We start from the raw sequence: 19,017 nt of genomic DNA, 5'->3' as shown, positions 1-19,017 counted from the left end.
CAGTTGGCGGCGGGCTCAAAGCTGTAGGTGCCGTTGGCATTGACCGTCAGGGTGCCTTGGCCGGCGATCACGTAGGCGGTGCCCAGGGTGAACGGACCGGTTTGTCCGGCGACGCTGAAGCTCTGAATGCTGAGCGGGCCATCGACACTGGTGGTGCCGGTGAGCAAGGAGCCATTGGTGACGCCACTGTCTTCAGCCACGGTCAGGGTTTCATCGGCATCGGTGAAGCCATCGGTGACAGGGGTCACATTAATGGTTAATGTGGCCGTTGAACCAGTGTTAGTGGTGTAGGTAATGACAGGTACTTGGCCATTCCAGTTTGCATTAGGCGTGAAGGTGTAAGAGCCATCGGTATTAATGACTAAGCTGCCGCCTTCTAGGGAAACAGTGGTGCCCACGGTAACAGTATCGCCGTTCACGGTGAAGCTGACAACGGACAGGGTGCTGTCGATATCGGAATCATTATCAAGCACATTGCCTGTAGCTACAGTATCTTCTGCAACTGTGGCGCTGTCATTTGCAAGGATGGAAGGATCGTCGACAGGATTAACATTAATGGTTAATGTGGCGGTTGAGCCGGTATTTGTGGTGTAGGTGATGACCGGTACTTGGCCATTCCAGTTAGCATTGGGCGTGAAGGTGTAAGAACCATCGGTATTGATGACTAAGCTGCCGCCTTCTAATGCAACGGTGGTGCCAGCCGCAACCGTTTGACCACTTACCGTAAAGCTGGTTACAGAGAGCGTGTTATCCACATCGCTATCATTGGCGAGCACGTTGCCTGTGGCAATCGAGTCTTCAGCAACGGTATTGGTGTCGTTGGCTAACACAGAAGCATCATCAACCGGGGTCACATTAATGGTTAATGTGGCTGTTGAGCCCGTGTTAGTGGTGTAGGTGATGACTGGTACTTGGCCATTCCAGTTTGCATTCGGCGTGAAGGTGTAAGAACCATCGGCATTAATGACTAAGCTGCCGCCTTCTAAGGCGACCGTGGTGCCGGCGGTAACTGTATCGCCGTTCACGGTGAAGCTAACGACTGATAAAGTGTTATCCACATCGCTGTCATTGGTGAGCACGTTACCAGTGGCAACGGTATCTTCATCAACGGTATTAGTATCGTTGGCTAACGCAGAGGCATCATCAACAGGGGTAACATTAATGGTTAATGTGGCCGTTGAACCCGTGTTAGTGGTGTAGGTGATGACTGGTACTTGGCCATTCCAGTTTTCATTCGGCGTGAAGGTGTAAGAACCATCGATATTTAAAATTAAAACACCACCTTCGAGAGTCACTTCTGTGCCTGCTGCGTAGGTGGTACCGCTGATTTCGAAGCTCACAACACTTAGAGTGGAATCCACATCAGTGTCGTTATCGAGCACATTGCCAGTCGCTACAGTATCTTCATTGGAAGTGTTGCTGTCATTAGCAAGTGCTGAAGGTGAGTCTGCTGCAATGGTGAATTGTGGAATATTAACCGTCGTTCCAGTCAGTGCTTGGCCGCTTGTTGAGTAGCCTGAAGCTGCAATGGTTTCTGTGCCGCTACGGGCTAGAGTGACATAGCCCGAGTTACCATCACTGCCTGGTGTGTTGCCTGCTGCGGTTTCTGGTAGGTTCTGAGTTGGGTCTTCACCGGATGCAATAAGATCTTGTAATGCTTGAATTTCATCTAGGGCTGCTTCGTTAGCCGTGCCAGAGGCTGCTGCAGTAGTTTCGCTGGGCGCGACTTCATTTGATAGCTTAGTGCCATCATCGAAGGTAATTTCATAGGTTGCGTTTTCGCCAATATGGAGCACAGCACCTTTAGGGAGTTGTTCGCCATCCTTAGCGGGTTGATTTGAACCATCAACTTCGACATTGATTTGCCCTTTTACTAACTTAAGCAAACCTTTCTTTGATGTAATTACCGATCCCATAGTAAGCTCCCAACAGCCAAAGTGTGTTAATCCATAGACGCACAAGTCCAACAAATATGTCGCACTGTGATACAAGTGGTGGAATTTTAGCTAACGAAACGACTTAAGTCAATTTTTTGACGCGCTTGTGTTGCCTGCTCTTATGCGGTTTTACGGATCTTAATGCGCAAAAGTGACAATTTTTAGACCTATAACTAGATGTAGTAGCTATATCTATAAAAAGGGCCGTATTTAGTACTTTTTAACTCTAAGATTAAGCATAGTTATAAGAAATTAATCTGGATTGGGAGAGTGGTTTTTACGGAAAAGAAGCGACACGATCTAGTTTTTAACATTTTTGGCAAGTTAAGTGGGTTTTAATATGCCAGCATTGGCAAGTGCCGTGATCTTTCGTTACTCAAATCACGGCGACTAGGTTGCAGGCATTGTAGAACTACAGATTAACCGCCTGACGATAACTTTGATTTGCGTTACCTTGTTCACCTAACTGTTCTTGAATCCGTGCAAGCGCCAACCAAGAGGCTTTTGTGGGTTCGAGTCGGCAAACATTTTGCCAGCAGGTTCTGGCTTCTTTCATATCCCGTGTTTGCTGATAAAGTTTAGCTAAGCACATCTGGTAGTCGGCATTATTCTCATGGGTGATTTCATGCTTGAGTAACTGCTTACGGATTTCTGTATCTTGGGCTGTCGTTATTTCTGGAATGACTTCTAAAAGTGCAGATTCAGGAGCAGTGCGTAATTTTTTCGAGAGTAGCTTCAGCGCTTGCTCTTTGCGATTAAAGCGGCATAAACCCACAGCATAAATCGCCAAAAACTCAGACTTATTGCGCTCACTGCGAGATAACCACTGCCAGCATTGTTCTAAGGCTTCTTCGCCTTTAATGGTTGCGGCTTTGAGTAAAGCGCAGTGAGTGATTACATTGAGTTCATTTAGCTGGGTGTCATCTAGGATCTGGCGTTTCTTCAAAATAGGTAATAATAGCTTGAGCGCATCCCAATCCTCTTGCGCTCGATATAACTCGAGGGCGAGTTTGAGTACCGGTGCTTTGCTCTTACTTGTGGGGGCTAATTTATCGAGCTCGGTGCGGGCTAAAGCTAACTCACCTTGTTTTAACAGATATCGAGTACGCGTGGTTGCGACGGCATTCGCGGCCAGCGGTTGTGTTGCTGCACGGTCAAGATATTGATCACGCTCTGCTATTTTCTGTTGGTACTGGGCAGCACGAGCCGCTGCAAGTAAATTAAGTGCAGGGAGTTCGCCATTATCGGCGCCTTTTATCATAGCGCGTTCTGCTGCTGGCCAATCTTCTTCTGCCAGAGCCAGTGCACCCATTAAGGTATGCTTTTTCGCGGAGCGACGGCGCCAGTGGCGAGGAATAAAACGGCTACGCAGCATGAGATTAATGGCGCTAATCACCAACCATTCTAGTACTTGGAACATGGCATAAAATACAATTAAGGCAATGATCCCAAAAACTAAACTGGTCTCAATCTGGTAGTCACCTGCCGCAATGTATACATAACCTGTGTTGCCCACCAACCAAGGGCTAATGCAGAGCCCTATTAGTATTATTCCTAAGAAAATTAATATCTTGATCATAATGGCACATCCTCTGATGAGGTCAGCTCACCATAGCTTGTCAGCTGTAATAGCAGAGGTTTTGCAGCAAAGGATTTCAGAGTAATAGGATCAAGTTCTAATGTCGCCAATGTATCGATTTTGGCGATGGCTTCAGCAGTGCTGTGATCTCGAGTATCAAAATAGGTTTGAATCCACTTACGCACCATCATTAATGATTGGTGATAAGCGGCTCTGTCGTAGCGGTATAACGCAAGTTGAGATTGCAGCAGTTTATGACGAATATTTTCAACCAGATACCACTGTTGCTCAGGAGCAAGTAAAGCGGGTGCATCGGCGGTTCTATGGCGTATGGTGATAAAGTCTTGGGTTAACGCTTTCCACGTCTTCCCTAAGTTGCTCTGCCAGTCATTTAAATCGCCAGTAATGTTTGTATCTTCAGGGGCATCGGTTTCTGCATCGGTGCGATTAAGGGGTAGTTTATCGAGTTGCTCAATTAAGGCATCGAGGGCTAATACACTACCATCAATATCTGTGGTTTTAATACTTGCAGTCGCGGCGATATCTTTTGCCAGAGCCTTACGAATAGGTAGCAAAGCGGGATTGTTCATGGCGGCGATGGTTTCATCCGCCGACTTTAATAGATCGGTGGCGGTGCGGGGATCTTTTTCTAACCAAAGTTTACGGCCCGCCATGTTTACTAGATATTCGGCTTCTGACGCCATCCAATGCGTTGGACTGCGCTGGGCAAGTTTATTGATCCTGTCCTGCAGTTGATTTTGGTCTTCTGCCAATTTTGTTAATTCTTGATAGGTCTTAGCATCATTCAGTTGTTGCTGTTCAAGCTGGCCAATACGTTGATTGGGTTGTAGCAGGGCTTGCTGTAATTGGTCCTGCAGGGCGATATTTTTCGCATCCTGCGCCAGCAGTTGCTGTTGCATCTGTTGGTATAACATAAAACCGCCGCCAAGGGTGCAAGCGGTTAAACCCAGCGCTAATAACACCCCAAAGCGAATCGCCCACGAGCTTCTATTGGATGCTGGCGTTTGACTCGACGTGCTTGAAGGTGTGGCTTTGGCTGTTTGGGATTCAGTTGATGGCGCTGAAGTTATGGGCGTGTCATCAGTCGTTATTGATGGTTCAATAATAGAGGTAGCCTGTGATTCAGGGCTCTTTGCGTCGTGCTTGTTGTTATCCATTTAACAGTCCTTGAAAACATGCTACTGCCGAAATTCGAGTTAAATCGGGCTAAATAGCGCTTAGAGTTTAAGGGCGTTTAGCACGGCTTTGCTGTTGGCGGCATTGGCATTGGTGACTTGGGTTATACCAAAGGCGTGAGCTTGAGCTTCTACTCGGTTACTTGGGACTATGATATGACATGAGCGCAGCCATGCAAATAACTCTTTTGGCACTAGATTAATCAGGTTATCCAGTACTTCACCGCTGGTGACGACAATAGTGTCGATGCCAAACTCTTGCCATTGTTGTGCGATCTGTTGTCCATTGAGTGGTGGACAAGCCCGTTGATATACTTCCCAATAGCGCACTGTTGCCCCGCGCTCAGCCAGTCGTTCAGCTAAGGCTTCACGGCCACCAACGCCACGTATGATCGTAATCTGCTTACCTTTAATATCTTGCAAAGGCGCGAGCGTGAGTAGACCTTCGGTCTGCTGACAATCATCTGGGGCTTCGAGGGCTTCAATGCCGAGCTGATTTAATGCTTCCCAAGTCGCATGACCTACTGCGAAATATTGAGCTTGAGGCCAGCCTTTTATTCGAGAATGAGCGGTTGTTAAGGCATAGTCGGCAAAGCTGACTGCATTAGCGCTGATACAGATAATCATATCGGCGTGTGCCAGTGGGTGCGAGTTATTCGTTGTGATGGGCGGCGTTGCTTCGACACACAGTAGAGGTGTAACCCAATGGCTAATGCCTTGCTGATTCAAGGCATCGATCATGGACTGATTGCGCCCTTCAGGGCGCGTCAGTAAGACTTTCATCGACTTATGCTTTAGCGTAAACAGCGTCGAGTATGCTTTTTGCGCCTTTGCTCAATAGCTCTTCGGCAAGGGCAACCCCTAATTGCGTGGCGTCGGTTTTTGGACCTGTGATCACGCCTTCGATGATTTCACTACCATCAGGGTTACCGACTAGGCCGCGTAATGTCATCTCATCACCATTGATTTCGGCAAATGCGCCAATCGGCACTTGGCATCCACCTTCTAGGCGCGTGTTCATCGCGCGCTCGGCAATCACACGGTAGCGCGTTTCTAAATGTTCTAATGGTGCCAGTAGGGCCTTAACGCGTGCGTCGTTGGTGCGACATTCGATACCCACAGCGCCTTGGCCGTTGGCGGGCAAGGATTCTTCGGCAGAGATAAAGCTAGCAATCCGCTCAGACAGTTTCAGGCGGATTAAGCCTGCAGCTGCAAGAATAATGGCATCGTATTCGCCGTTATCAAGTTTGGCTAAACGAGTGCCTACGTTACCGCGTAAATCTTTGATAATAAGGTCAGGGCGTGATGCGCGCAGTTGGCATTGACGACGTAGGCTCGAGGTGCCCACAGTTGCGCCTAATGGTAATTCGCTGATCGATTTATATAAATTTGATACAAAGGCATCGCGGGGATCTTCACGCTCGCAAATGACTTCAAGGCCCAAGCCTTCTGGGAAGTCGACTGGCACGTCTTTCATTGAGTGCACCGCGATATCGGCAAGATCGTCTAACATGGCGACTTCAAGCTCTTTGACGAACAAACCTTTACCGCCCACTTTGGCTAGCGGCGTATCTAAGATAACGTCGCCCTTAGTGCTCATTGGCAGCAATTCCACCACAATACCGGGGTGAATGCGTTCTAATTCGGCTTTAACAAATTCAGCTTGCCACATGGCCAGCGGACTCTTGCGGGTTGCGATACGTATGCGGTTCTCAGACATGCCTAGTTTCCATCAAAGATCTTAGTTGCGCCAATGCTAACATTGGCAAATCGTTTATGTAAGGAAGCCGTATCGATTCTTTGAAGTTGGCGATGTTCTAGATACCGTGAAAGTGTGACGGGTTTCACGTTTAGTTGCTCGAGTTTGTAAAAGTGTTAACATGAGCACATTTCCCATAAGTGCTTAAGTGTTGTGTTTTTGAATGGATCGGCAAATACAGTTTCCTGATATAGCAGAAAGACTTAATAAGGTACGTATTGCACGCGCCTTAGCTTTGCTATCGCCGCTACAAAAACACTTATTCCATTTGATCCCTTTTTTAATTCACCAGAACGGTGTTCAGTATCCTGGCTATCATGCCGCCAATACGCCCTGTGGAATCAACGAGTATCAGGTTGGTGAGACTGAGTCCCAGGCCTGCGATGTGTTCTCGCTGCCTTTTACTACTCAAGAAGCGGATATCAATGCCTTTGAAGGCGTTTATGCGATGGGGAGTACTGGCAGTTTTGGCCAAAATGCCAAGAGCGATGTCGATGTTTGGTTAGTACATAGGGCTGATCTGAGTGCTGAGGATTTGGCGCTAATCAAGATTAAAGCGACTCGATTGACTGCTTGGTTTGCCGAGTATCAGTTTGAGGTGAATTTTTACTTAGTTCATCCGCAGCAGTTTTGTGGCGGTAAAGCCGTTCGTGGATGTCAATCCGCAATGGCCCATGAGCATAGCGGTAGTATGCAACATTGGTTATTACTTGAAGAGTTTTATCGCAGCCAAATTCGTTTGGCGGGTAAAACGATTGCATGGTGGCCAGACGCTAAACTCAATCCTGCGCTCTTGTCCCTAGGCGATGTACATGAATTACCTGCGAGTGAGTACTTTGGTGCTTCGTTATGGCAGCTCTACAAGGGCTTAGAAAAGCCCCATAAGGCGCTGATTAAAGTATTGCTACTCGAGGCTTATGCCAGTGATTATCCCCATTCAACTCTGCTTTGTGATCACTTATGGCAGAAAACGCTCGCCGGTGATTTTTCGACGTCGAATGATGCCTATTACTCTATCTATGAGATTATCGAAACCTATTTACTTAAGCAGAATGATACTCGCCGACTAGAGATAGTGCGGCGCTGCTTCTATTTAAAATGTGGCGTGCACTTGAGTCGAACCCAAGAGGGCAAAGATTGGCGTTATCCTAAATTGCAAAAGCTGGTGCAGGATTGGCAATGGCCAGATAGTCTGATTAGCACTTTAGACAATTGTGAACATTGGCATAGTGGCCAGCTCAATTGGTTTAACGAGCAACTGAATGAACTGTTATTAGCGAGCTATCAAACCTTATTACGCTTCGCATCGACACATGAGTTAAATGAAGGTTTGCGGATCGAAGATTTGGGAATGCTGACTCGCAAGTTGCATACCTATTTTAGTCAAGATGAAGACCAAATCGCTAAGCTGAATCTGCTGTGGAGTGCTTCAGTCGCTGAGTCCGAAGTGACTATGGTCTCAAGCTCCCGCGAGCGTCAATATTATCTGTATCGACAAGGGCCTCAGCCACAAAATTTGTTAGGCGAATCGGCAATATGTAAGGGAAAAACCCCTTCAGCCTTAATGATTTGGGCATGTTTAAATGGGATCTCGACGCCGAGTACTCAATGGCATGAATATGGTCAGAGTAAGGCAAAGTCGAAACGGCTTACCGAAGCTTCAAAGCGGTTACTGAATTTTATCGACCACGATTGGCGTGTATCTAAACGTGACTTATGCCAGCCATGGCATTTTCGTAAGCTGATTTTCGTGCTCAATCTGGATTGCGATCCCACCATTGAATGGCAAGGACAGGAAATGATGGTCGATGTGATGAATGCGAACGTGTTCTCACTCGGGCGTAAAAAAGCCAATATGCTTGGTGCGTTAGATGCGATTTGCTTGAATAGTTGGGGTGAATGGCAGTGTCATCGCTTCGAAGGCGATACCGCGGTATTGCAAGCCTTAGCCTTTGTAACGCCGGGGCTAAGACGGGCCAGTTTACCTGTGGATATGGATGTGATCAGCTGTTCACAGAAGTTACGCCCACAGCTTAAATTAGCAGTGAAAAATCTACTAAAACAAACCATGCGTTTGTGCCAACAAGTGCAGCAATCCAGCACCTTAGTGCAGCCACTGCAGATAAGTCGTACTCGCTATGGGATCTTTTTTAATCCTTTAGGTATGGCTTATCAGGACTTGAGCGATGCCAAGTCATTTTATCAACAGTTATCCCGCAGTCATCTTGTACTATTGCCGCGGCCTGAATTAGGTGATGATCCCTTTTCGAGTATGCCGAAAGTGGTGCAAAACTATGCGGCTAAAGGCGCTATTCAGTATTTTCTACGCCAACGGGTCGATAACTTGGATGTATTTATCCTCGATGAGGAAAATCAACTAAGCCATTACGTGCAGGCGGGATCAAACATGGCCGAGTTGGTCAATAAAGTGAGCCATCACTATGTGTTCGATGAGCATTATGCTTCACGGGCGCGGTTTAATATTCCGCAATTTTTCCATTTAGTGCGGGTAGCCGGAGAGTTAACGGTGGCGCCTTTCGGTATCGATGTTAGCGATCAAGACACTGAGTTTTAGCTGGTTTTTAACATAAATAATGGGAGCCAAGGCTCCCATTATTGTTTTGCACTACGACAGGCTTAGATTAGAAGCTAAGCTTAATGCCGCCTTGGCGCTCGATAGACTCTTGCACGAATGGCATAAACTCGCCGCCATTTCGTCCGTCCATCCATTTACCTTCAACAAAACCAAAGTGATATCCACCAAAGCGTGTGGCGACCCAAATCTCATGCAAAGGTTCTTGCTTGTTGATCACTATCTTAGAGCCATCAACAAATTCTAATTGCAATACGTTGCCACTGGCATCGATATCAAGATCGGCATCTTGCTCATCAATCGCAGTTTCAATCGCATTTTCTATGGCTTGGAACATGTCATCGGCGAGCTGGTGAAATTCTGTATCTGTCATGGCCATGCATTTCTGTCCTTTGCTTTCGTCAAGATGGGTGCGATTATAAGGCCATTAGTCCCCAGATGCACAGATGTTGAGAAAAATGAGACTGTTTTTATTGTTATTGCTTGGTAGCCTATTCATTACTGCATGCGGCCAGAAGGGCCCCCTCTATCGATCTCCGGCCACAGAGGTGAATCAGCCTAAAAAGGTTGAGGCGTCTAAACCTGAGCCTGAAGTAGAAGAGATTAAAACCGAAATTCGAGCCATCGAAGTACAAAAAACACAACAATAATAGCAGCTATAACTATCATCACTATCGCAGCGATAAAGCGCAGTAAGGAATCAGACATTGGATCACTTTCTCTACCAACAAAATGCCCTGCATGCAGAAGGCTGCCAGGTCGCCGACTTAGCTCAAACTTATGGTACGCCGCTGTATATCTATTCACGCGCCACGCTAGAGCGCCATTGGCATGCCTTTAATAACGCCGTGGCAGATCATCCACATTTGATTTGTTACGCGGTTAAAGCTAATTCGAACTTGGCCGTACTGAATGTGCTGGCACGTTTAGGCAGTGGTTTTGATATCGTTTCGGGTGGTGAGTTAGCAAGAGTGATTGAAGCGGGCGGCGATCCCGCTAAAGTGGTGTTCTCTGGCGTGGGTAAAACTGCGACCGAAATGGAACAGGCACTTAATCTGGGCATTTATTGCTTTAACGTCGAGTCGAGCGCCGAGCTTGAGCAGTTAAATTTGGTCGCAGGTCGTTTAGGTAAAGTGGCGCCAGTTTCCTTGCGAGTCAATCCCGATGTGGATGCGGGTACTCATCCCTATATTTCGACTGGCCTTAAAGAAAATAAATTCGGTATCGCTATGGATGAGGCCGAAACCGTCTTTGCCCGTGCCCATGCTTTGCCACATTTAAAAGTGAAAGGTGTCGATTGCCATATCGGTTCGCAATTAACCGAAATTCAACCTTTCCTCGATGCAATGGATCGTATGCTAGCGTTGATCGATCGTCTGGCTGAACAAGGTATTGTCATTGAGCATTTTGATGTGGGTGGCGGTTTAGGTGTGACCTATGATGCTGAAACTCCGCCGCATCCTGATGTGTATGCCGCCGCCATATTAGCGCGTATGGGCGACCGTCAACTGAAGCTGATCTTCGAACCGGGCCGTGCGATTGCCGCTAATGCGGGGATTTTTGTTACTCAGGTGCTGTATCTGAAAGAAAACAGCGACAAGCGTTTTGCGATTGTCGATGGCGCGATGAATGACTTAATTCGCCCAGCACTTTACAGCGCATGGCAAAATATTATCCCAGTCGTGCCAAGGGACTCTGAGGCCTATGAGTTTGATATTGTTGGTCCAGTGTGCGAAACCGGTGACTTTTTAGGTAAAGATCGCAAGCTGGCTTTAGTGGCTGGGGATTTACTTGCTGTGCGTTCGAGTGGTGCCTATGGTTTTGCGATGGCCTCTAACTACAACACGCGTCCTCGTGCGGCCGAAGTCATGGTCGATGGTGAGCACGCTTTCTTAGTGCGTGAGCGAGAAAAATTGTCTCAGCTCTGGCAAGGTGAGCAACTCCTGCCGTAAACTAGAAAAATTATATTGATTCAGGCGCTTGGTTTCATACTTAATGAGCGGCGCCTCGGCTTAAAGGATAAGTATCTTGATCCAATTCACTAAGATGCACGGACTGGGTAACGATTTTATGGTGGTCGATGGGGTCACGCAGAACGTGTTCTTTTCGCCTGAGCAGATCCGCCGTTTAGCCGACCGTAACTTTGGCATAGGTTTCGATCAATTACTGTTGGTTGAGCCGCCCTATGATCCCGATTTAGATTTTCATTATCGCATCTTCAATGCCGATGGTACTGAAGTCGAACAATGCGGTAATGGCGCCCGCTGTTTTGCCCGTTTTGTGCGCAATAAAGGATTGACCAATAAGAGTAAAATCCGTGTTAGCACTTCATCAGGTAAGATGACTCTGCGTTTAGAGCGAGATGGTACAGTTACCGTGAATATGGGCGTGCCTATTCTTGAACCAAGTCTGATCCCCTTTAAAGCCAAGAAAGCCGAAAAAACCTATTTACTGCAAACACCACTGCAAACGTTTTTATGTGGCGCGGCTTCTATGGGCAATCCCCATTGTGTGCTCGACGTTGAAGATGTGGCGAGCGCCGCTGTTGCTGAAATTGGTGCCATGCTCACTAAGCATGAGCGCTTTCCCCGTGGTGTGAATGTGGGATTTATGCAAGTAGTAGATTCGGGCCACATTAAGCTGCGGGTGTATGAACGTGGTGCGGCCGAAACTTTGGCCTGTGGCACTGGCGCGTGTGCGGCCGTGGTTGTAGGTCAAGTGCAAGGGAAGCTCGGCCAGCAAGTGCGGGTGGATTTACCCGGCGGTACTTTAACCATCAACTGGGAAGGCGAGGGGAAACCTTTGTGGATGACGGGTCCAGCGCAGCATGTTTATGATGGACAAATTCAGTTATGACAGAGCCCTTGATGCCGCAGACGAATGTGCCCTTTGATGAGTTGATTATTCGCGAGTATCTGCTTGATAATCCTGATTTTTTCAATCGCTATCCCGAGCTATTGCTGGCAATGCGTCTGCCCCACCTGGAGCGCGGCGCCATCTCTTTGGTGGAACGTCGTCAAGAAATGCTACGCCAGCGAGTCAGCCAGTTGGAAGAAGAGATCACCAGTCTGTTAACGATGGCGGCGCGCAACGAGAAAATTTACCAATTCAATACTGAGTTATCCTTCCAACTACTGAATTGTGCCGATCTAGTGTCACTCAAAGAAATCTTAGCCGACAGTTTAAAATTACAGTTTAATTTCAGTCATGTGCGTTTGATCAGCGTTCTCGATGCCGATATGAAGGCAATATGGGATCAAAGGCTGCATAAAGGTCACTATTTTGGTCGGCTAACGCAACAAGAAGCCAAACGGTTATTTGGTAGTGAAGTGGGCTCGGTGGCACTGACTAAATTGTCGGAAGACAACCCAGTGATTTTTGCCATTGCTAGTCAAGATGTCACCCATTTTCATCCTGATATGGATAACATGCTGCTGGAACAGTTGCGGCGTTTACTGGCGCATATGCTTGCAAAGCTGTAACGGTCGTTGAGCTATAGTGCTCACCCAAAGCTTAGCAAAACCCACGAGGAAACCGATATGAGTACGCAAACAGGCGAAGTGTCGGCATTAAATACTCAATGGTTACAAACCTTTGAATGTTATCTGAGTACCGAGCGACAGTTGTCTGCCCATACAGTACGGAATTACCTTTACGAGCTTAATCGCGGTAGCGATCTCTTGCCCGAAGGCGTGCATTTACTCAATGTGAGCCGCGAGCATTGGCAGCAAGTGTTAGCCAAATTGCACCGCAAAGGTTTAAGCCCGCGATCGCTTTCTCTGTGTTTATCTGCGGTAAAACAATGGGGTGAATTTTTGCTGCGCGAAGGCGTGATTGAACTTAATCCCGCCAAAGGCTTAAGTGCCCCCAAACAAACCAAACCACTGCCGAAGAATATTGATGTCGATGCCATCAGTCATTTGCTGGACATTGAAGGTACAGATCCGCTGAGTCTGCGTGATAAAGCCATGATGGAATTGTTTTATTCCAGTGGTTTACGTTTAGCGGAACTCGCCGCGCTCAATTTATCCAGTGTGCAATATGATTTGAAAGAAGTGCGAGTCTTAGGTAAAGGTAATAAGGAGCGTATCGTCCCTGTCGGTCGTTTGGCGATTACAGCGCTGCAGAATTGGCTCAATTGCCGAAAGCAGATCCCCTGTGAAGATAACGCCTTATTTGTGACTGAAAAAGGCAAGCGACTCTCCCATCGCAGTATTCAGGCGCGCATGGCTAAATGGAGTCAAGAGCAGGCATTATCGGTGCGAGTACATCCCCATAAGCTGCGCCATTCCTTTGCCACTCACATGTTAGAAGCGAGCGCCGACTTGCGGGCGGTACAAGAATTATTGGGTCATGCGAACCTAGCGACCACGCAAATTTACACCAGTTTGGATTTCCAACACTTAGCTAAGGTGTATGATAACGCCCATCCTAGAGCGAAAAAAACACAGGATAAATAATGCGTTGCTATCTTAGGCCTCAACATATTCAAGCGATCAGTTTCGATCTCGACGATACCTTGTACGACAATCTGCCGCATATTTTAAATGCCGAAGCTGAGCTGGCGACGTTTCTGTTGCAGACTTATCCATTATCGCAGGCGTGGCAACCCCATGATTGGCGCAGGCTAAAACTGCAACTTTTGCAGCAAAATCGTGAGCTCGCCCACGATACTAGCGCCGCCCGTTTAGCTACGCTTCGCCAAGGCCTAATACAATTAGGATATTCGGCGACTGAAGCCGAACGCGGCGCCGAGCAAGGATTAGCATGCTTTTATTTTTATCGCAGCCATTTTCAAGTGTCTGACGAAGTGCTCTTATTACTCAAGCGCTTATCGCAGCATTTTAGATTAGTCGGGATCACCAATGGCAATGTGGACGCCGAGCGGATTGGTTTAGGGGAAACTTTCGAGTTTGTGTTGCATCCAGGTAATGGCGTGCATATGAAACCCGCTAAAGACATGTTCGCATTAGCTTGCTCGCGGTTAAAGATTGCACCGCAACACTTACTGCATGTTGGTGATAGCATGAATGCAGACGTTCGTGGTGCTCGGTTGGCGGGGTGCCAGTCTGTGTGGCTAAATCCCAGTTTTGGTCGAGTCGATTCCTTACCGATCGCCGCCTTGTTGCCCCATTTAGAAATAGCCTCCCTCGACGCTTTGATAAAAGTATTGGCTATCGACGTAAACTAACTTAGCGTGCATTTTTAATCTGTATCTTTGGGTGATTGAGATCAAGGTTTGCCAGCCAAATTTGCACTAAAGTTAAGTTTTATATCACTAAAGTCACTGACTAAGGCTATTTTATGGCGCGTATCGGGTTGTTATTACTGCTCTCTTTATGTTGGATCGCGCCGGTATCGGCCCATGAGATCCATTCAGGTGGCGGTTTCATGTCGGGTTTTAATCATCCCGTATTGGGCTTCGATCACTTGCTGGCTATGTTGAGTGTGGGCATGTTGAGCACCCAGCTCGGTGGCCGCGCGATTTGGACTGTCCCCTTAGCATTTGTCACCTTTATGTTAGTGGGCGGGATTTTAGGTTTATATGCCATTGCCGTTCCCTTCGTTGAAATCGGCATTGCCCTTTCGGTATTATTGCTCGGCCTTGCCATTGCTTTTGATCGCCAAATCCCATTGTTATTCGCCATGGCCTTTGTGGGCGTATTCGCGATTTTTCATGGTCACGCCCACGGCGCAGAAATGCCTGAATTGGCTAGCCCAGTCCTGTATGCCCTAGGATTTTTATTTGGTACAGCAGTCATCCATTTAGGCGGAGTAATGATAGGCCTTGGAATGCAGCGGATGACAGGGCAACGCAATTTAATGCGCGTTACTGGCGTAGCGATTGCGGCCATGGGCGGCTATCTATTAGCAGGTTTTTAACGTAATAACAGGATGTTAGATTTACTGGATTAACGTGCCTTGAGTTGCTTCATGCAAAGATGGGCGCGGCGTAGCAGTAGATTGACTTGCCGACGGCTCGCGTGCATGTCGGCATCTCCCACCCTAAAATAACTCCCAGTGTAAGGATCGCTGCCGACGTAGATAGGTTTTAGCTGCTCAGGCGCCAGCGGTACGCGGATACGAATGAGTTTTTTGTTCATAATTTCAATAATCTGTACATCTGAAATTGCTAAAAGATTGTGACTAGTGCGACTCGGGTCATCGAGTATTTCCCAAAATTCTTGTAGAACAGGAAGCGGGTTGGGAATGCCTTCAATACTGAAATGGCCACGTTCTTCGCGTACCCCTAGGATGATTTCGCCACCCAAAGTATTGGCAAAAGAGCTATAAGTCGCCCAAATGTCTTCGGGTAATTGACCTTGGCCATCGCGGCCACCTGCGAGTTTAAATTCTACTTGGGCCGATTCGTGCAAATTGGCAATATCATCGAGTGCAAATGATTGAAATGTCATGGCAGCTTATCCGTCAGCGACACATGACTTGTTGTAGCACGTCAACAATTGAAAGGCCAGACTTAGGTCTGGCCTCAAGGTTAAGCGGAAAATCTGTAATTTGGAGCCGCTACGGGATAAACATTTAATCAATTATTGAGTCAGACCCAATGCCTTAGGAAAAAGAATATTGTTTTCTAAGTGAATATGCTGATGTAAGTCCGCCTCAAATTCCGCCAGAGTGGCATAACAAACACGCCATGTAGTGCACGCATATTCAGGTGGTGTGAAGTCGTTAGTGAGCTCGTGTAATTTTTGCAAAATCAAACCGACTTCTTCATGCTCATGTTGCATCGCATTGATGGGGTTGCCAATATGGCCAAAGCAAGCCTCAACCTGCTCTCCATGACTCATGGCGCGGATCGCCGGAAACAGTATTTTTTCTTCCTTCATTAAATGTGGCATTAAGTCTTCAACTAAGGCTCGTACCCAACCCGCAAAGGGAACGATTTCGGCATAGTGCTCACCGTGAGCGCGAATCATCTTTTCGGAATATTCGACTAATAAAGGGGCTTTTTCGCGCACGTATTGATGGTGCGTTGATTCTATATATTCGATAAGTTGATCTAAGGGTAATTGATTTAATTCATCTTCTTTGCTACCGGTAAGTGTTGCGGCATTCAACGCAGCAACCACTTTTGCGGGATCTACATCTGCACGCTCACAGGCGACCGCCAGTGATTTACCCCCGCCACAACAAAAATCGATACCAAATTGACTAAACACATGTGCGCGGCGAAAGTCTTCTGCCACTAGTTCACCTATTTTTCGTTCTAGCCAATGATTGTGTTGAGAATTAAACCCATGGGGTGGGAGTTGTGCATCTTTTGAGACAGAAGTAGCAGACATGAGTAGCTCCAGAGCAGCAATAAAGTTACATTCATATTATTTGCAGCTTTAGTTTGTGGCAACTAATCCTGACTAAAATAGTCAGGTTTTGCAGTACCAGTCACATAAATGGAGTCAAATAGAAGGAAGGCTATCTGATTGTTCTGAGCTACAAGCAACAGGAAGCCCAGATATCTAGCCCGTTATTTTGGCCTTGTAACCTTATCAAGTTGGCGTTGAATCAATTCTCTGGAGATTTGATTCATCTTAAGGGGGAAAACCGCCCTCAAAGAGCCAAAAACGAGGCGCGATGGCGGGTTTTAGGGGGGGCGTGAATCAGTCTGGTGTAGAGTGATTCACTAACTGATTTTTGGGCATTTTAGAGTTAAAGCCTTAACTCTACTATAGGTTAACGCCCGCTTAAAATGCTACTACTCACTTTCAGCATAACACTGTAATCACATAAACCTACGCATAGTAAAAACGGTCAGGTTCTAAGCCGCCGTTGCTTGTGGGATCACAAGTAAAGCCCCATGACGGAGCTCGAAAACACTAGGAATACAACAATCGCGGAGTAACGAGTATCTAAAGAAAGCAGGATTGTATTCACTAAGAGATGGATGGATCGCCGTTCATTACCCTAACCAGAAAGCAGGTTAGGCGTTCTAAATGAACCGACCTGTGCGGAGGTATGCAGGGAGGGGGCTGGAGGTTAGACACCTCCGGCTACCCGATTTGTTTAATATATTTACTATTTAATTGGAATATCTTTTTTGTCAGTAAGCCGATCCTCACCTTTTACATTTTTACTAGTTTTAGGTGTACCATCTAAATTTAAAATAGACTCTAGATCTTGATTCTTTCTTAGGGATGCGTTTAAACGATATAAAAATTCATTACCGAAACTTGATAGTTTACTGTCAACAATAGGTCTAACCTTATAACCAATAGCTGTTCCAATACAGATACCAAGAAAAGATGGCCCAAGAGCTGGAATTTGAAAAAGAAAAATAAACCACACTCCGACTTGGCCAGAAATTGTAAAAAAAATAATTAATATAATGTTACCTAATACATATATAAGCACAACATATCTAAGTTTGAGAAAGGTACTAAGAACAATAAACAATATTGTGACTACTAGAAAAAAATTAACCATAGTTTAGACCACCTCCGAGGATTGGCATTGAACATAACGTCTTAGTATTTATGCGCTGCACTGTTTGCAGGGCATAAATCGCTTGTTGGACTTGGCCGCTGCCACCTCCATGTAAATGGGTATAAATGATGCTATAGGAATTTGCTTTTTTGCGGTAGCGATTTTTTATACAGTTTGATGGGTAATTACTTGATATCGTTTCAGCTTTTTTCTCATCCTGTCACGCTTATTTTTGCTGATGAATCGCTATCTAACGACTCAATACTCCAAGGAACACACCTCCCCTCGGAGTTGCCGTGGGGCGAATAGACAAATGACACTAGTTTTGATCAAAGCACGTGAGCATGAAGCTCACGCAAAATGCCAGCGTGTTGCGCATGAAACAGACTAGGCAAGTCTGATTCATTTATTATCAAAATCTAACACTTTTTAGCTCCACCCGCTCGGATAATGGCTCTCCATATTTAGGATTGGATTTATCGCCCTTAACGATAAATGCGCTGATGGATGCAGTGTGTCGATGGCAAAGCTGATGCAAATTGGGTGGTTTGCCTGTGAATCCCCGCATAGCCCTATACAGCATTCTTTTGATCTACTCCGCAATAAAAGTGACTAGCGCCTTAGGGTCGATAATATGCAGCTGCTGATCGCGTTTTTCGACAAGGCCGAGTTCAATGAGGGAGTTGAGTGCGCGGCGGTAGACGCGACTGCTGGTGCCAAAGCGTTCGGCTTCTTGCTCGACTTTGTTAAAGGCTCCGAGGGCGATATTGTTTTGACTGCGTTGTAGCAGATCGAGGGCGATATTGACGGCGATGGGGTGCAATAGGCGGTTGGTGTAGATTGCCATTGAGTCTTGATAATCCCATGCCAGCGCTGAGGCAAAAAAGAGCGCTAGTTGCGGTTGAGTGACTATGCATTGCTGCAGTTTGGCGGCACAAATTACCTCGGCTTCCATCTGATCTTCGGCCATCACTGTCCACTGGCAGGGCAGTTTGGTAAAAAACTCAATTTCGCCAAAAATATGCTGATCACAATTTAGCTCACCTAACTGAAAGCGCCGACCATTGTGGGCGCTAGTATACATGGCGACTTTTCCTACGGACACGACATAAAGCTCACGCACATTTTGCCCCTGTTGCAACATGATATCACCGGGGGAAAATTGTCGACTGGCCGTTTGGCACTGAAATAAGGCCTGCTTAAAGAGTTCGCGCTGCTCGCTTAATGTGTCGCCAAAGCGGCTAGAGAGTTCAGGATGTAACTGCATGTTGATGATAGTTGTGGATATTGATGCGATTAAGGTACGCATTTCGCCGCAGGATTGATACTCATTCGATCATAAAATATGTAAATCCCTGCGTGCGGGCTGGCACTTTGGCGGCGGTAGATGGTCGATCGCATTGTGTGTCGCCGTTGTTGTGACGCTGCAAACGTGTGTTATGACAGGTCGGTGTGAGTGTGAGCTTTAGTGAGAATGATGGCGCATTGGCTGCGCCATTAAGAGGATGACT

At 46.8% G+C, this 19,017-nt stretch carries 18 protein-coding genes; 8 read left to right on the top strand and 10 right to left on the bottom strand.

The genetic code is table 11. The annotated features are described in order from the left end of the window. The 5 genes from L5M40_RS20115 to hemC all read right to left on the bottom strand — a co-directional run. On the bottom strand, nucleotides 1-1,916 hold a 1,916-nt coding region (locus L5M40_RS20115; RefSeq protein WP_263257147.1), incomplete at its 3' end, for a retention module-containing protein. 433 nt (nucleotides 1,917-2,349) lie between these two features. After that, on the bottom strand, nucleotides 2,350-3,516 hold the full coding sequence (locus L5M40_RS20110) for a heme biosynthesis HemY N-terminal domain-containing protein (protein ID WP_263257145.1): 1,167 nt from the start codon (nucleotides 3,514-3,516) through the stop codon (nucleotides 2,350-2,352). Beyond that, nucleotides 3,513-4,694 carry a uroporphyrinogen-III C-methyltransferase gene (locus L5M40_RS20105; protein ID WP_263257143.1) on the bottom strand — a complete coding sequence of 394 codons (1,182 nt, stop codon included), beginning with the start codon at nucleotides 4,692-4,694 and terminating at the stop codon, nucleotides 3,513-3,515. The genes L5M40_RS20110 and L5M40_RS20105 overlap by 4 nt, the downstream gene beginning before the upstream one ends. A gap of 60 nt (nucleotides 4,695-4,754) precedes the next feature. Further along, nucleotides 4,755-5,495, bottom strand: coding sequence for a uroporphyrinogen-III synthase (locus tag L5M40_RS20100; RefSeq protein WP_263142975.1), 741 nt, complete (start codon nucleotides 5,493-5,495; stop codon nucleotides 4,755-4,757). Between the two features lie 4 nt (nucleotides 5,496-5,499). Continuing rightward, entirely contained in the window at nucleotides 5,500-6,432 is a 933-nt protein-coding gene (hemC, locus tag L5M40_RS20095) for a hydroxymethylbilane synthase (protein ID WP_131523367.1), read from the bottom strand. Nucleotides 6,433-6,634: 202 nt separating this feature from the next. On the opposite strand from hemC, the gene L5M40_RS20090 reads away from it, so the two are divergent. Beyond that, nucleotides 6,635-9,046, top strand: coding sequence for a class I adenylate cyclase (locus L5M40_RS20090; RefSeq protein ID WP_263257142.1), 2,412 nt, complete (start codon nucleotides 6,635-6,637; stop codon nucleotides 9,044-9,046). Nucleotides 9,047-9,113: 67 nt separating this feature from the next. Here the strand turns inward: L5M40_RS20090 and cyaY are convergent, their stop codons facing one another. Beyond that, nucleotides 9,114-9,443: an iron donor protein CyaY gene (gene cyaY, locus L5M40_RS20085; protein WP_105250439.1), complete on the bottom strand. Its 330-nt coding sequence runs from the start codon at nucleotides 9,441-9,443 to the stop codon at nucleotides 9,114-9,116. Nucleotides 9,444-9,522: 79 nt separating this feature from the next. On the opposite strand from cyaY, the gene lptM reads away from it, so the two are divergent. From lptM to L5M40_RS20050, 7 genes are all read left to right on the top strand, one after another. Further along, nucleotides 9,523-9,714: an LPS translocon maturation chaperone LptM gene (gene lptM / locus L5M40_RS20080; RefSeq protein WP_168825920.1), complete on the top strand. Its 192-nt coding sequence runs from the start codon at nucleotides 9,523-9,525 to the stop codon at nucleotides 9,712-9,714. 57 nt (nucleotides 9,715-9,771) lie between these two features. Further along, nucleotides 9,772-11,016 (top strand): diaminopimelate decarboxylase, encoded by a 1,245-nt coding sequence (gene lysA / locus L5M40_RS20075; protein WP_173496191.1) that lies wholly within the window; start codon nucleotides 9,772-9,774, stop codon nucleotides 11,014-11,016. 76 nt (nucleotides 11,017-11,092) lie between these two features. Next, a complete protein-coding gene (dapF, locus tag L5M40_RS20070) occupies nucleotides 11,093-11,920 on the top strand; it encodes a diaminopimelate epimerase (protein WP_105250436.1) in 828 nt (275 codons plus the stop codon). Next, complete coding sequence (locus L5M40_RS20065) at nucleotides 11,917-12,546, top strand: DUF484 family protein (RefSeq protein WP_173496192.1); 630 nt, start codon at nucleotides 11,917-11,919, stop codon at nucleotides 12,544-12,546. Before dapF ends, L5M40_RS20065 begins: the two co-directional genes overlap by 4 nt. A gap of 57 nt (nucleotides 12,547-12,603) precedes the next feature. Then, nucleotides 12,604-13,524 carry a tyrosine recombinase XerC gene (xerC, locus tag L5M40_RS20060; RefSeq protein ID WP_263193318.1) on the top strand — a complete coding sequence of 307 codons (921 nt, stop codon included), beginning with the start codon at nucleotides 12,604-12,606 and terminating at the stop codon, nucleotides 13,522-13,524. Continuing rightward, nucleotides 13,524-14,255, top strand: coding sequence for an HAD-IA family hydrolase (locus L5M40_RS20055; protein WP_263236976.1), 732 nt, complete (start codon nucleotides 13,524-13,526; stop codon nucleotides 14,253-14,255). Before xerC ends, L5M40_RS20055 begins: the two co-directional genes overlap by 1 nt. A 113-nt stretch (nucleotides 14,256-14,368) precedes the next feature. Continuing rightward, nucleotides 14,369-14,947 (top strand): HupE/UreJ family protein, encoded by a 579-nt coding sequence (locus tag L5M40_RS20050; RefSeq protein ID WP_113940843.1) that lies wholly within the window; start codon nucleotides 14,369-14,371, stop codon nucleotides 14,945-14,947. 29 nt (nucleotides 14,948-14,976) lie between these two features. Here L5M40_RS20050 and L5M40_RS20045 read toward each other — a convergent pair whose 3' ends face one another. The 4 genes from L5M40_RS20045 to L5M40_RS20030 form a co-directional block, all read right to left on the bottom strand. Further along, entirely contained in the window at nucleotides 14,977-15,480 is a 504-nt protein-coding gene (locus tag L5M40_RS20045) for a helix-turn-helix domain-containing protein (RefSeq protein ID WP_105250431.1), read from the bottom strand. A gap of 132 nt (nucleotides 15,481-15,612) precedes the next feature. Further along, nucleotides 15,613-16,368 carry an iron-sulfur cluster repair di-iron protein gene (gene ric, locus L5M40_RS20040; RefSeq protein WP_131523376.1) on the bottom strand — a complete coding sequence of 252 codons (756 nt, stop codon included), beginning with the start codon at nucleotides 16,366-16,368 and terminating at the stop codon, nucleotides 15,613-15,615. Nucleotides 16,369-17,098: 730 nt separating this feature from the next. Next, entirely contained in the window at nucleotides 17,099-17,506 is a 408-nt protein-coding gene (locus L5M40_RS20035; protein WP_263257141.1) for a hypothetical protein, read from the bottom strand. 592 nt (nucleotides 17,507-18,098) lie between these two features. Next, nucleotides 18,099-18,815 (bottom strand): Crp/Fnr family transcriptional regulator, encoded by a 717-nt coding sequence (locus L5M40_RS20030; protein WP_248068817.1) that lies wholly within the window; start codon nucleotides 18,813-18,815, stop codon nucleotides 18,099-18,101. Between the last annotated feature and the right edge of the window lie 202 nt (nucleotides 18,816-19,017).

It is taken from the genome of Shewanella sp. SM68, from assembly GCF_025653925.1.
Classification (GTDB): Bacteria; Pseudomonadota; Gammaproteobacteria; order Enterobacterales; family Shewanellaceae; genus Shewanella; species Shewanella oncorhynchi.
The sequence above is the reverse complement of the archived record's forward strand: the minus strand, read 5'-3'. Positions and strand labels throughout refer to the sequence as shown.

What these genes read in the sequence shown, in the direction of transcription:
- L5M40_RS20110 (WP_263257145.1), bottom strand. Translation starts at nt 3,516, where the DNA reads ATGATCAAGATATTAATTTTCTTAGGAATAATACTAATAGGGCTCTGC.
- L5M40_RS20105 (WP_263257143.1), bottom strand. Translation starts at nt 4,694, where the DNA reads ATGGATAACAACAAGCACGACGCAAAGAGCCCTGAATCACAGGCTACC.
- L5M40_RS20100 (WP_263142975.1), bottom strand. Translation starts at nt 5,495, where the DNA reads ATGAAAGTCTTACTGACGCGCCCTGAAGGGCGCAATCAGTCCATGATC.
- hemC (WP_131523367.1), bottom strand. Translation starts at nt 6,432, where the DNA reads ATGTCTGAGAACCGCATACGTATCGCAACCCGCAAGAGTCCGCTGGCC.
- L5M40_RS20090 (WP_263257142.1), top strand. Translation starts at nt 6,635, where the DNA reads ATGGATCGGCAAATACAGTTTCCTGATATAGCAGAAAGACTTAATAAG.
- cyaY (WP_105250439.1), bottom strand. Translation starts at nt 9,443, where the DNA reads ATGGCCATGACAGATACAGAATTTCACCAGCTCGCCGATGACATGTTC.
- lptM (WP_168825920.1), top strand. Translation starts at nt 9,523, where the DNA reads ATGAGACTGTTTTTATTGTTATTGCTTGGTAGCCTATTCATTACTGCA.
- L5M40_RS20065 (WP_173496192.1), top strand. Translation starts at nt 11,917, where the DNA reads ATGACAGAGCCCTTGATGCCGCAGACGAATGTGCCCTTTGATGAGTTG.
- xerC (WP_263193318.1), top strand. Translation starts at nt 12,604, where the DNA reads ATGAGTACGCAAACAGGCGAAGTGTCGGCATTAAATACTCAATGGTTA.
- L5M40_RS20055 (WP_263236976.1), top strand. Translation starts at nt 13,524, where the DNA reads ATGCGTTGCTATCTTAGGCCTCAACATATTCAAGCGATCAGTTTCGAT.
- L5M40_RS20050 (WP_113940843.1), top strand. Translation starts at nt 14,369, where the DNA reads ATGGCGCGTATCGGGTTGTTATTACTGCTCTCTTTATGTTGGATCGCG.
- L5M40_RS20045 (WP_105250431.1), bottom strand. Translation starts at nt 15,480, where the DNA reads ATGACATTTCAATCATTTGCACTCGATGATATTGCCAATTTGCACGAA.
- ric (WP_131523376.1), bottom strand. Translation starts at nt 16,368, where the DNA reads ATGTCTGCTACTTCTGTCTCAAAAGATGCACAACTCCCACCCCATGGG.
- L5M40_RS20035 (WP_263257141.1), bottom strand. Translation starts at nt 17,506, where the DNA reads ATGGTTAATTTTTTTCTAGTAGTCACAATATTGTTTATTGTTCTTAGT.
- L5M40_RS20030 (WP_248068817.1), bottom strand. Translation starts at nt 18,815, where the DNA reads ATGCGTACCTTAATCGCATCAATATCCACAACTATCATCAACATGCAG.